Source organism: Clostridium sp. AM29-11AC, from assembly GCF_003480545.1.
GTDB classification, from domain to species: Bacteria; Bacillota; Clostridia; order Lachnospirales; family Lachnospiraceae; genus Otoolea; species Otoolea saccharolyticum_A.
Map to the genome: position 1 here is coordinate 180,860 of NZ_QUJI01000001.1, position 13,083 is coordinate 193,942.

Below are 13,083 nucleotides of genomic sequence, written 5' to 3' on the forward strand. Positions count from 1 at the left end.
GGCTGGGCTATGAAGGGACATATTGACAACAGATTTGGCTCGATTCAGATTGAACCGGAAGTGATCGCGTTGTATGCAGGTACAACGGCTGTAGAGTGCTTTGGTATTGTAGGAATGGCGGCTGTCAGCGTAAAGGACGGATTTGCAAGGCTTTTAAAAAGAGAGAGCCTGACTAAGGGCATCAATGTGGCAATCCGTGAAAATGTCATCAGCATTGATTTTCATGTAATTGTATCCTATGGTGTCAGCATTCTGGCTGTAGCGGACAATCTGATGGAGAGTGTGAAATATAAAGTAGAGGATCTGACCGGAATGACGGTAGAGCAGATCAACGTATACGTTGAGGGCGTGCGGGTGATTGACTGATTGTAAGGAGGATAGTGCCTGTGGGTATGAATTATATGGATGCCGAGGCCTTGAAACAGGCGTTTCTGGCAGGAGCAGAGGCGCTGGAGGCCAGGAAAGAATGGATCAATGAGCTGAATGTGTTTCCCGTGCCGGACGGCGATACAGGAACGAATATGGCAATGACGATTCTGTCGGCTGCCAGAGAGGTGGCAGCGATTGAGAACCCTGACATGGAGCTTCTGGCGAAGGCTATTTCATCCGGTTCCCTTCGGGGGGCCAGAGGAAATTCAGGGGTGATTCTGTCGCAGCTTTTGAGAGGATTTACCAGGGAAATCTCGGCCTGTGAGACCATTGACACAGAATGTCTTGCCAGAGCGTTCAGAAGGGGGACAGAAACGGCCTACAAGGCGGTTATGAAACCCAAGGAGGGAACGATTCTGACGGTGGCCAGAGGGATGGCCGACAGGGCGCAGGAGCTTGCGCCGCAGATTGACGATATCCTTGAGTTTGCCGGACGCGTCATCGAGCACGGAGATTACGTGCTGAGCCAGACGCCGGAGATGCTCCCGGTGCTGAAACAGGCGGGAGTAGTGGATTCCGGCGGCCAGGGGCTGATGCAGCTTGCCAAGGGATGTGTGGATGGCCTGAGGGGGAGCGTTCCTCTAAAGGACTCTTTCGGGGATGGCTCAGGAGAGAAGAGCAGTGTTTACGGGGGCAGTGTTTACGGGGCCTCAGAGGCCTCTTACAGGGAGAGAAAGCCGGGAGCTTCGGGAACTTCAGAAGCGCCTGTGCAGGAGGAATCCACCATCAAATTTGGCTACTGTACGGAGTTTATCATCAATCTGGAAGGTGAATTTGGAGAGGCACAGGAGAAAGATTTTAAACAGTATCTGGAATCTATCGGAGACTCTTTGGTGGTGGTGGCCGACGAGGAGCTGGTGAAGGTGCATGTGCACACGAACGATCCGGGACTGGCTGTCCAGAAGGGCCTCTCCTTTGGCTCCCTCTCGCGGATTAAGATTGACAATATGCGGGAAGAGCATGAGGAACGGCTGATCCGGGACGCAGAGCGCCTTACGAAGGAGCAGAAGGAGAGAGAAGAAAAGGAGAAGACTGAGCCCCGCCGGTCGGCGGGATTCGTTGCCGTCTGCGCCGGAGAAGGGCTGACTGAAATCTTCAGAGGCATCGGGGCTGACTGGGTGATTGAGGGAGGTCAGACCATGAATCCCAGCACGGAAGATATTCAGAAAGCTGTGGAACAGGTCAATGCAGAAAATGTCTACATTCTCCCCAACAACAAAAATATTATTCTGGCAGCGGAGCAGGCCGCAGGTCTTGTCTCTGACCGGAAGGCAGTGGTGGTTCCGTCGAAGACGGTTCCCCAGGGAATCACGGCTTTAATTAATTTTGCCCCGGATCTCCCTGTAAAGGAGAACCTGGAAATAATGGGACAGGAGATGGGCCGGGTCAGGACGGGACAGATTACCTATGCGGTGAGAAACACCTCCATCGACGGAAAAGAGATCGGCGAGGGGGATATTATAGGGCTTGGCGACAGCGGGCTTCTCGCCTCGGGCGCAAGTGTAACGCAGACGGCTCTTGACACGCTGGAGGCTATGGTGGACGGAGAATCTGAGCTTATCACCATCTACTACGGCGAGAGCGTAAAACAGGAGGATGCGGACACCCTGCTGGCATCTGCAAAGGAGCGGTTCGGGAACTGCGAGATAGAGCTTCATTACGGCGGTCAGCCCGTCTACTATTATATAATTTCTGTGGAATAGAGAAAGCCGGAAACGGCAGAGAGAAAAGATTTCCAGCCTGATATATGCTGCACAGCAAAAGGCAGCAGAAAGCAAGGGAGGCCCCAGTGTCTGAAAACAGATGCCGGGGCCTGTTCTGCCGGAAGGAAACGCGTGCTGGAAAGGTGAGGGGACAGGATATGGACAGACAGCCGTTGACGGCAATTAAGGGAGTCGGTGAAAAGACAGCCGGACTCTTTTCAAAGCTGAATGTAACCAATGTGGAGGAACTGCTGCACTATTATCCCAGGGTGTATGACGCCTTCAGAGAGCCGCAGCCTGTTAAAAGCCTTGTGCCGGAAACCACAGCTGCGGTGGAGGGGGTCCTCACAAAAACAGCAGACGTGGTCAGATTCAGCCATCTGCAGGTGATTATGGTGCATTTGAGGGATGAGACGGGAACCGTGCAGCTCAACTGGTATAATATGCCCTTTCTGCGCTCCACCCTGAAGGCGGGGGAGCGGTTCGTGTTCAGGGGAAAGGTGGCAAAGAAGAGAGGAAAGCTGGTGATGGAGCAGCCGGAGATATACCGGCCGGCTCAGTACAGTGCCCTTGTGCATTCCATGCAGCCGGTGTACGGCCAGACAAAGGGGCTTGGAAATAAGACCATCGCAAAGGCAGTGGCCCAGGCCCTCTCTGAGAGAGAGCTGGAGAGGGATTACATGCCTGAGCGCCTCAGGGAAAAGTACGAGCTTGCAGAGTACAACTTTGCTCTGGAACATATCCACTTCCCGAAAGATGAGGCGGAGCTTTTGTTTTCCAGAAAACGCCTGGTATTTGACGAATTTTTCATGTTCCTTCTCTCTGTCAGACTTCTGAAGGAGAAGAAGGCTGACACCAAGAGCCTGTATGTGATGGAGCCCAGGCCTGAGGTGCAGAGGCTGAAGGACAGCCTTCCCTACAGTCTCACAAAGGCTCAGGAGAAGGTTTTAAAAGAGGTGTACGCGGATCTGTCAGGGGGCCGGGTGATGAACCGGCTGGTGCAGGGAGATGTGGGCTCCGGAAAGACGATTATCGCGATCCTGGCTCTTTTGCAGGCGGCATACAACGGGTATCAGGGAGCGCTGATGGTGCCGACGGAGGTGCTGGCAAGGCAGCATCTGGAATCCATGGAGGAACTGTTTGCCGCCCACGGCATAGAGAAGAAAGCGATCCTTCTGACCGGTTCCATGACGGCAAAGGAAAAGCGCATGGCCTACCAGAAAATCGAGAGCCACGAGGCGGACATTATTGTGGGAACTCATGCGCTGATCCAGGAGAAGGTCATCTATGACAAGCTGGCTCTCGTCATTACAGATGAGCAGCACCGCTTCGGTGTCGCCCAGAGGGAAATGCTGGGGAACAAGGGAACGGAACCCCACGTCCTGGTCATGAGCGCAACTCCCATTCCGAGGACGTTAGCCATCATCATCTACGGCGATCTGGATATTTCCATTATCGATGAGCTTCCGGCCAACAGAAAACCCATCAAAAACTGCGTGGTGGGCACGGACTACAGGAAGAACGCCTACCGGTTTATCGAGAGGGAGGCGGCGGCAGGCCGCCAGGCCTATGTCATCTGTCCCATGGTGGAACCCAGTGAGATGATAGAGGCGGAAAATGTGGTGGACTACACAAAAAAGCTCAGAGAAAACCTGCCGGAGTCTGTGAGGGTCGAGTACCTGCACGGAAAAATGAAGCCCAAGGAGAAAAATCTGCTGATGGAGCAGTTTGCCGAAGGTGAGATCCAGGTGCTGGTGTCCACAACAGTCATCGAGGTTGGAATCAACGTGCCCAACGCCACTGTTATGATGATTGAGAATGCAGAGCGGTTCGGCCTGGCCCAGCTTCACCAGCTCAGGGGCCGTGTGGGAAGGGGAAAAGAGCAGTCCTACTGCATTATGGTAAACGCTTCCTCAGACGAGGGCATTCAGAAGCGGCTGGAGATCTTAAACAAGTCAAACGACGGATTTTTCATTGCCTCCGAGGATCTCAAGCTGAGAGGGCCTGGAGACATCTTCGGAATCCGCCAGAGCGGAGAGCTGGAATTTAAGCTGGGAGACATTTTCACAGACGCGGATCTGTTAAAAACCGTGTCGGAGGAGGTCAGGGAGATTCTTGACGCGGATCCGGATCTGTCCGGAGAGGAGAACAGAGAGCTTGGAAAGCGCCTGGGAGAATACCTGGAGGAGAGCTACAGCCGGCTGAACCTGTAGCCGGAAAAAGGTGACAAACGAAAGCGGAGGGAAAGTAAATTTGATGGAAAAGATGGAAAAGAAGGAAGAGAGAGAAGCTGGAAAACCAGTAAAAATCGGCCTGGTGTGCTGCTCCAACGGCCTTTCGGAGAGCTTTAAGCCTGCTTTTCAGGAGCTTCTCTCTGTCCTAAAGGGCGCAGGGGCAGAGCCGGTCTGCGGAAAGTTCCTGTTTGCCGGCCGGAAGGGAGGCGCCGCGGGCACAGCCAGGGAGAGAGCCGGGGAGCTGACGGACCTGTACTGCGACCCGTCCATCAGAGCTGTCTTCGACCTGTCCGGCGGAGACTATGCAAATGAGATCCTGCCCTGGATCGACTACGGGGCAATTAAGAGAGCTAAAGAGGATAAGCTCCTGTTTGGATACAGCGATCTGACCTGTGTACTCAACGCTGTCTATACCAAAACGGGACGCAGGTGCGGCCTCTACCAGTTAAGAAACATTCTACGGCCGGAGGGAAGAGGACAGCTGGAGGCCCTTGTGTCTTCCCTGCGGCCGGAAAATGCAGGGAGTACCCGGGAAAGCTTTCAGGAAACGATCCTGACCCGGAAGCCCCGCTCCCTGTGGGAGCTGTCCTGCCGCTTTGTGCAGGGAAGCGCCCTGGAGGGGACTGCTGTGGGGGGAAATATCCGATGCTTTCTGAAACTTTCAGGCACCCCCTATTTTCCAGATCTGGAAGGGAAGATTCTGATCCTGGAGGCCAACAGCGGGAGGGCAGACCGGATCACGGCCTGTCTGGCACAGCTCTCTCAGATGGGAGCCTTTGAAAAAATCAGGGGAATCCTTTTAGGAACCTTTTCAGAACTGGAGCGGGAGGAAGGCCCCCAGGCCGCAGAGAGGCTGGTTCTTCCCTTTGCGGGGCAGCTGCCTGTGGCAGTCACCAGAGAGATCGGCCACGGGGCAGACGCCAGGTGTGCCCTGACAGGGGGACTGATTAGAACGGCTGAGAATGGCTGAGAGCGGAAAAGACAGTAAGACTCAGATATAAAATCTGCAAAAGAGCACAAAAATACGGACAGGGGGATGATTCGCCATCCCCCTGTCCGGTATAAAGCAATGCCTGATAAATGGCGTTTCCCTATCTGTTTGCCTCGTTGTATCTTCTGATCAGGTTCTGAATCTTCTCTGTAGAAGTCAGGGCATTCTCAAGGGAAGCATTGTGATTTAAGGAATTGATAATAGCTGCGATAAACTTGCTCATATCAGCCTCTACATACCACTCCCTCTTTAAGAGCTCCGGTGTTCTGTAGTTTAAGTTGGTTGTGATAACGCAGTCAATGTATTCCTTGTTGTAGAAATCGTCAAACTTCTCAAGGCCGTTGGTGAAAAGACCGAAGGTGCAGCAGATGAGCACGCGGGCTGCCTTTCTGTCCTTTAAAGCCTTGGCTGTGTCGAGCATGCTCTCGCCGGAGGAGATCATATCGTCAATGATCAGAACCGTCTTTCCCTCCACGGAGGAGCCGAGGAATTCGTGGGCCACAATCGGGTTTCTTCCGTTTACGATCTTGGAGTAGTCGCGGCGCTTATAGAACATACCCATATCAACTCCCAGGTTGTTTGCCAGGTAAACTGCACGGTTCATGGCGCCCTCATCAGGGCTGATGACCATCAGGTGCTCCTTGTCAATCTTAAGAGTCTTGTCGTGTTTGAAGATTGCCTTCACAAACTGGTAGGTGGGCATGAAATTGTCGAAGCCGTTGAGCGGGATGGCGTTCTGCACTCTCGGATCGTGGGCATCGAAGGTGATAAAATTCTCAACGCCCATGTTTACAAGCTCCTCCAGCATCATAGCACAGTCTAAGGACTCCCGGGAGGTTCTCTTGTGCTGTCTGCCCTCATATAAAAATGGCATAACCACGTTGACGCGGTGGGCAGTGGAAGCAGTGGCGCCGATGATTCGCTTCAGATCCTGGAAGTGATCATCCGGGGACATATGGTTGGTAAAGCCGCTGATATTGTAAGTCAGGCTGTAGTTGGTCACATCCACCATGGCATAGATGTCTGTTCCGCGCACAGATTCATGGACAGCGCCCTTTGCCTCTCCGCTTCCGAAGCGGGGACAGGAGCAGCTTAACAGATAGGAATCTGCATCATAGCCGCGAAACTGCAGATTTTCCTGCCTTTTTTTCAGCTCCTCGGCATCATTGCGGCGGAAATTGATAATGTGGTCATTGACCTTTGCAGCCAGATCACGGCAGCTCTCCAGAGCAGCGATTTTTAAAGGTGCTACCGGAAGCCGGTCCTTAAATACATAGTCATTCGACATAAAAAATTCCTCCATTTATCAGACAGGTTGTCCTGTCAGCAATCTTTGCACCATGTTTATACCATTTTTAGACACAAATCGTCAATAGGAAACGAAGAATTTCCCTGAAAAAGACAAGGAAAAGGCTGCCCGGCGCCCAAGCCGGTTCTTTACAAACCCAGACAATATTGATATGATAAAGAAAGTGATGCGGCAGCAGGACTTTACGGATGCAGGTTTGCACGGAAAACCTGCCGCTTTCTGAAAATCCTGAAGGATGAATTCTATAATAAATGCGGAAGGGCAGATACAGAGGAATGAAGAAAAAAGGCCATTTGATCAAATCCGTCGATCCGGGTTCCATCGCCGAGGAGCTGGAGCTGGAGGCAGGAGACAGCGTTCTCACCATCGACGGCGAGGAGATTGAGGATATTTTTGACTATGAATACATGATAAACAGCGAGTTCATCACCATGGTGGTGAGGAAGAAAAACGGCGAGGAGTGGGAGCTTGATATTGAGAACAACTACGAGGATCTGGGGCTGAACTTTGAAAACGGCCTGATGAGCGAGTACCGTTCCTGCCACAATAAATGTATTTTCTGCTTCATTGACCAGATGCCGCCCGGGATGAGGGAGACCCTGTATTTTAAGGATGATGACTCCAGGCTTTCCTTTCTGCAGGGAAATTACATTACACTGACGAATATGAAGGACAAGGATTTCGAGAGGATTATCCGGTTCCATCTGGCTCCCATCAATATCTCCGTGCAGACCATGAATCCCAAGCTTCGCTGCCGGATGCTCAACAACCGGTTTGCAGGGGAGGCACTGAAAAAGATAGACCGGCTCTATGAGGCCGGCATCCCCATGAACGGACAGATCGTGCTCTGCAAGGGGGTCAATGACGGCAGAGAGCTGGATTTTTCCATCCGGGAGCTGACCAGATATATTCCCTACATGCAGAGCGTGTCTGTGGTGCCAGTGGGACTTTCCCGGTACCGGGAGGGACTTTATCCGCTGGAGCCCTTTACGCCGGAGGAGTGCGGGCAGGCCATCGATCTGATCGAGAGCTGGCAGAGGAAGATTTATGAGGAGCACGGAATCCACTTTATCCACGCCAGCGACGAGTTCTACATGCAGGCAGGCAGACCGCTTCCGGAGGCAGAGCGGTATGACGGTTATATTCAGCTGGAAAACGGCGTGGGCATGATCCGCCTGATGACGGAGGAGGTAAGGGAAGCCCTTTCCTCTCTCCCTGAGGAGGGGACAGAAGAATGGCGCCAGCTCAATAAAGAGGAGGAGATTTCCATTGCCACAGGACTTCTGCCCTATCCATATATTAAGGAATACACAGAGCAGATAACGGCCAGATTTAAGGGAAAGAAGGTCCATGTCTACGGAATCAGGAACGACTTTTTCGGAGAGCTTATTACGGTGGCAGGGCTTATCACAGCCCGGGATCTCATCGCCCAGCTGAAGGGAAAGGCGCTTGGAAGCCGCCTGCTCCTGCCGGAAGCCATGTTCAGAAGCGGCGAGGAGGTATTCTTGGATGATCTCACCAGGGAGGATGTACAAAACGCTTTACAAGTACCGGTGAATATTGTAAAATCAAGCGGGCGCGATTTCGTAAATGCTGTCCTTGCCCCGGTTGAGGAGGAACAGAACCTGCCTGCTCACGGGCCTTATGAGCTGGACTCGCTGGAAGGGATGTAGGGACGGAACGCTCCATGAAGAGGACAGGCGGCAGGAGACTGCCGAGGGAACAGAGAGTACGGGACTGCTTTCTGCCGGTCGAAAAAGGCGTTAAGCGGGAGCAGAACCCTTGATGGAGGAATGAATATGAGCAGGAAGAAACCAGTCGTAGCCGTGGTAGGACGTCCGAATGTGGGAAAATCCACCTTGTTTAACGTCCTGGCCGGCGAGATGATTTCCATTGTAAAGGATACGCCGGGCGTGACCAGGGATCGCATCTATGCGGACTGCACCTGGCTTGACAAGGCGTTTACGCTGATCGATACAGGAGGAATTGAGCCGGATTCCAGGGATATTATCCTGGCACAGATGAGAGAGCAGGCGGAGATTGCCATCGCCACAGCCGATGTGATTATCTTTATCGTAGATGTGCGCCAGGGGCTCACGGATTCAGATTCCAAGGTGGCGGACATGCTGAGAAAATCCAGAAAGCCGGTGATCCTGGCTGTCAACAAGGTGGACAGCTTTGCAAAATTCGGAAATGACGTGTACGAATTTTATAACCTGGGAATCGGAGATCCGATTCCGATCTCCGCAGCATCCAGACTTGGGCTCGGAGAACTTCTTGACGCCGTGGTGGCTCATTTCCCGGAGGACACGGGGGAAGAGGAAGATGACGACAGGCCGAGAATTGCCATCGTGGGAAAACCCAATGTGGGCAAGTCATCCATCGTCAATAAGCTGCTGGGAGAAAACCGGGTTATTGTGTCAAACATCGCCGGAACCACCCGGGACGCCGTGGACACGGAGATTGTCCACAACGGTACAGAGTATGTGTTTATCGACACCGCAGGACTCAGAAGGAAGAATAAGATCAAGGAGGAGCTGGAGCGCTACAGCATCATCCGCACGGTGACGGCGGTGGAGAGGGCCGATGTGGTTCTGGTGGTCATTGACGCCACGGAGGGTGTGACGGAGCAGGATGCAAAGATTGCGGGAATTGCCCACGACCGGGGGAAGGGCATTATCATTGTGGTAAACAAGTGGGATGCCATTGAAAAAAATGACAAGACCATCTATGAGTATACGAATAAAATCAAGACGATTCTCTCCTTTGTGCCCTATGCGGAGTATGTGTTTGTCTCCGCACAGACGGGACAGAGATTAAATAAGCTCTATGACCTGATCGACATGGTGAGGGAGAACCAGACCATGAGAATCCAGACAGGTGTTCTCAATGAGATTATGACAGAGGCAGTGGCTCTCCAGCAGCCGCCGTCCGACAAGGGAAAGAGGCTGAAGCTCTACTACATGACCCAGGTGGCTGTAAAGCCTCCGACCTTCGTCGTGTTTGTGAATGACAAGGAGCTGATGCATTTTTCATACACCAGATATCTTGAGAACCGCATAAGGGATGCCTTCGGCTTCCGCGGAACGGCTCTTAAATTTATTATCCGCGAGAGGAAGGGAAAGGAGCAGTAGGAGATGATGGAACGGCTTGTCTGTTTGGGAATTGGGTATGCCTTCGGGCTGATCCAGTCGGGGTACCTGTACGGAAGGTCTAAGGGGCTTGACATCCGCCAGTATGGAAGCGGAAACGCAGGCTCCACCAATGTGCTTCGTGTCATGGGGAAAAAAGCAGGAGCGATCGTATTTTTCGGGGATTTTTTCAAGGCAGTGTTTGCCATGGCTCTGGCCCAGCTGCTGTTCGGCCGCGGAGACGGGGCCGTAAACAGTTCCCTCTGGGCTCTGTATGCAGGCCTTGGGGTGACGCTCGGACACAATTTCCCGTTTTATCTGAAATTCAGAGGCGGCAAGGGAATTGCCTGCATGGCGGGAATTCTCACCTTTATGGATTTTCGCATTATGCTCACCTGCCTGGTTGTGTTCGGGGTGACGGTGGGCATCACAAGATATGTGTCCCTGGGCTCCATTCTGGTGGCGGTTATCTTTTTTGCAGAGCTTGTGATTTTCGGAAGCCAGGGAAGCTACCGGGTGGCGGAAGGCTGTTTTCCAGAGTTCTGCGTTCTGGGAGGCATCCTCATGGTGATGGCCATCTGGCGCCACAGGGCAAATATCAAACGCCTTCTGACAGGCACGGAGAATAAGCTGGGGGCCTCAAAAAAACAGGCCGGACAGCAGTAAGAGACAGAAGAAAACAGGCGCAGCAGCCGAAAGGAAGGGGAAGAAAGAATGACATCAATCGGCGTGATCGGGGCCGGAACGTGGGGAACTGCGCTGGCCGTACTGTTACATAACAATGGGCACCAGGTGGAGATCTGGTCAGCTCTTCCGGAGGAGATCGAGGAGATGGGGCGGACGCGCCGCCACAAAAACCTCCCGGAGACTGTCATACCACAGGAAATTTCTCTGACTGCTGATTTAGAGCAGGGTATGGGAGGGAAGGATGTGCTGATCATGGCAGTGCCCTCTGTGTTTGTGCGCCAGACAGCGGCCAGAATGCGGCTTTTTCTGAGAAAGGGGCAGATTGTGGTGGACGTGGCCAAAGGTATTGAGGACGCTACCCTGATGACTCTTTCCCAGGTGATTGAGGAGGAACTCCCGGAGGCCGAGGTGGCGATTTTATCCGGTCCCAGCCATGCGGAGGAGGTAAGCCGGGGACTTCCGACGACCTGTGTGGTAGGCGCCCACCGGAGAAAAACGGCGGAGTATCTCCAGTCCGTCTTCATGAGCCCTGTCTTTCGCGTTTACACAAGCCCGGATATCCTGGGCATCGAGATAGGAGCTGCCTTAAAGAATGTAATCGCCCTGGCCGCGGGCATTGCCGACGGTCTCGGATACGGCGACAACACCAAGGCAGCGCTGATAACCAGGGGAATCGCGGAGATCACACGCTTGGGAGTGCGGATGGGCGGAAGGGAGCAGACCTTTTTCGGCCTTTCCGGAATCGGAGATCTGATTGTTACCTGTGCCAGTATGCACAGCCGCAACCGCCGGGCAGGCATCCTGATTGGAAAGGGATATACCATGGAGGAAGCCATGAAAGAGGTGCAGATGGTGGTGGAGGGCGTGTACTCTGCCAGAGCTGCCAGAGCGCTGGCAGAAAAGTACGGCGAGGATATGCCCATTGTGGAACAGGTGAACCAGGTGCTGTTTGAGGGAAAAGCGGCAAAGGCAGCAGTGGGGGATCTGATGCTCAGGGACAAGCGGATTGAAAACAGCCTGCTGCCCTGGGATTAGCAGATAAATTTAACGCGGTCTCTGACCGCGTTTGTTTTTCTCCAAAAACCATCTGTAGCTATTCTGCGGACAGACAGATGATTTGACACCATTATAATCTATTCCGATATAAGCTATAACCTGAAGTGATGAATTTTCAGGAAAACAGCAAAAAAAACGACTTTTTTTGACGAAATCGTGAAAACTATCACATTTTTGTATTGACTTTTGAAAAAGGGAAAATTATAATGGCGTCAATCAAAAAACATTAGCGAATTGTTAATGAAAGGTCTGGAGGAGATAGTATGAAAAAACGATTACTCAGTTTAGGACTGGCAGCCATGATGGCGCTGTCACTGGCAGGATGCGGAGGCTCTGGAAGTGCGGGAAGCTCCGACAGCACCGGTGCAGAGGAGGCCAAGACAGAGGAAAAGGGAGCGGCGGGAGAAGTATTCGTCCTCGGCGGCATTGGGCCGCTGACAGGTTCTGCAGCTGCCTACGGAGAATCTGTCAAAAACGGAATCGAGCTGGCTGTCAATGAGATCAATGAGGCAGGCGGTATCAATGGATATCAGGTAGAGTATTACTTCGAAGATGATGAGAACGACGCCGAGAAGGCAGTAAATGCCTATAATACATTAAAGGATAAGGGAATTCAGATGCTGGTCGGAACTGTAACTTCCAAACCGTGTATTGCGGTAGGAGCAGAGTCCGCAGTGGATAATATGTTCCAGCTCACTCCGTCCGGTTCAGCCGTTCAGTGTGTGGAGAATGACAATGTATTCCGCGTATGCTTCTCTGACCCGGATCAGGGAAAGAAATCTGCCGAGTATATTGCAGAGCATGGCCTCGCCACAAAGATTGCCATTATCTACGACAGCTCCAGCGAGTACTCTGACGGAATCCGCGAATCCTTCGTGACAACGGCTGAGGAAAAGGGACTTGAGATTGTGGCCAGCGAGGCCTTTACCGCAGACAGCAACACGGACTTTTCCGTACAGCTTGACAAGGCCAAGGAGGCAGGCGCAGAGCTGGTATTCCTTCCGATCTACTACCAGGAGGCCTCCACTATTTTAAAGCAGGCTGATGACAAGGACTTCCATCCGCAGTTCTTCGGATGTGACGGAATGGATGGAATCTTAAGCGTAGAAAATTTTGATCCGGCTCTGGCAGAAGGCTTAATGCTTTTAACACCATTCACCGTGGATGAGGAGGGAAGCCAGGATTTCGTTAAAGCCTACGAGGAGGCATACGGAATTGAGCCTCTTCAGTTCGGTGCAGGCGCATATGACAGCGTATACGCAATCAAGGCTGCCGCTGAGAAGGCAGGACTCACACCGGATATGGATATCTCCGATATGTGTGAGGCTATGAAGACCGCTATGACAGAGATCACGGTGGACGGACTGACCGGAGAGGGAATGACATGGAATGCAGCCGGAGAGCCGGATAAGGCTCCAAAGGCCGCCAAGATTGTAAACGGTGTTTATGAGATGATGGACTAATCAAACCGGAGAGGCTTGGCTCACCGGAAAGACCGCATAAAACAGAGGGCTGCTGCAGCAGAAAATGCGGCAGCCCTGTT

General features: G+C 52.7%; 10 protein-coding genes. 9 read left to right on the forward strand and 1 reads right to left on the reverse strand.

Going from position 1 to position 13,083, the window contains the following annotated elements; translation table 11 throughout:
* Window positions 1-9: 9 nt before the first annotated feature.
* From DW757_RS00840 to DW757_RS00855, 4 genes are all read left to right on the forward strand, one after another.
* On the forward strand, window positions 10-366 hold the full coding sequence (locus DW757_RS00840) for an Asp23/Gls24 family envelope stress response protein (RefSeq protein WP_015574219.1): 357 nt from the start codon (window positions 10-12) through the stop codon (window positions 364-366).
* A 26-nt stretch (window positions 367-392) separates the two neighbouring features.
* Window positions 393-2,132 carry a DAK2 domain-containing protein gene (locus DW757_RS00845; RefSeq protein ID WP_347559953.1) on the forward strand — a complete coding sequence of 580 codons (1,740 nt, stop codon included), beginning with the start codon at window positions 393-395 and terminating at the stop codon, window positions 2,130-2,132.
* A 158-nt stretch (window positions 2,133-2,290) separates the two neighbouring features.
* Window positions 2,291-4,345, forward strand: a complete 2,055-nt coding sequence (gene recG / locus DW757_RS00850) for an ATP-dependent DNA helicase RecG (RefSeq protein ID WP_182433230.1) — start codon at window positions 2,291-2,293, stop codon at window positions 4,343-4,345.
* 43 nt (window positions 4,346-4,388) lie between these two features.
* Window positions 4,389-5,336, forward strand: a complete 948-nt coding sequence (locus DW757_RS00855; protein ID WP_118750812.1) for an LD-carboxypeptidase — start codon at window positions 4,389-4,391, stop codon at window positions 5,334-5,336.
* 121 nt (window positions 5,337-5,457) lie between these two features.
* On the opposite strand, the gene DW757_RS00860 is transcribed toward DW757_RS00855, so the two are convergent.
* The gene (locus tag DW757_RS00860) at window positions 5,458-6,645 is read right to left on the reverse strand and encodes a ribose-phosphate pyrophosphokinase (RefSeq protein WP_015574216.1); all 1,188 of its coding nucleotides are present in this window, start codon (window positions 6,643-6,645) and stop codon (window positions 5,458-5,460) included.
* A gap of 296 nt (window positions 6,646-6,941) precedes the next feature.
* On the opposite strand from DW757_RS00860, the gene DW757_RS00870 reads away from it, so the two are divergent.
* From DW757_RS00870 to DW757_RS00890, 5 genes are all read left to right on the forward strand, one after another.
* Window positions 6,942-8,339, forward strand: a complete 1,398-nt coding sequence (locus tag DW757_RS00870; RefSeq protein WP_118750718.1) for a DUF512 domain-containing protein — start codon at window positions 6,942-6,944, stop codon at window positions 8,337-8,339.
* Between the two features lie 120 nt (window positions 8,340-8,459).
* Window positions 8,460-9,800 carry a ribosome biogenesis GTPase Der gene (gene der, locus DW757_RS00875; protein ID WP_347559948.1) on the forward strand — a complete coding sequence of 447 codons (1,341 nt, stop codon included), beginning with the start codon at window positions 8,460-8,462 and terminating at the stop codon, window positions 9,798-9,800.
* Window positions 9,801-9,803: 3 nt separating this feature from the next.
* Entirely contained in the window at window positions 9,804-10,463 is a 660-nt protein-coding gene (gene plsY / locus DW757_RS00880; RefSeq protein ID WP_008398132.1) for a glycerol-3-phosphate 1-O-acyltransferase PlsY, read from the forward strand.
* A gap of 48 nt (window positions 10,464-10,511) precedes the next feature.
* Entirely contained in the window at window positions 10,512-11,519 is a 1,008-nt protein-coding gene (locus DW757_RS00885; protein ID WP_118750719.1) for an NAD(P)H-dependent glycerol-3-phosphate dehydrogenase, read from the forward strand.
* A gap of 284 nt (window positions 11,520-11,803) precedes the next feature.
* Complete coding sequence (locus DW757_RS00890; protein WP_008398134.1) at window positions 11,804-13,003, forward strand: ABC transporter substrate-binding protein; 1,200 nt, start codon at window positions 11,804-11,806, stop codon at window positions 13,001-13,003.
* Window positions 13,004-13,083: the final 80 nt, after the last annotated feature.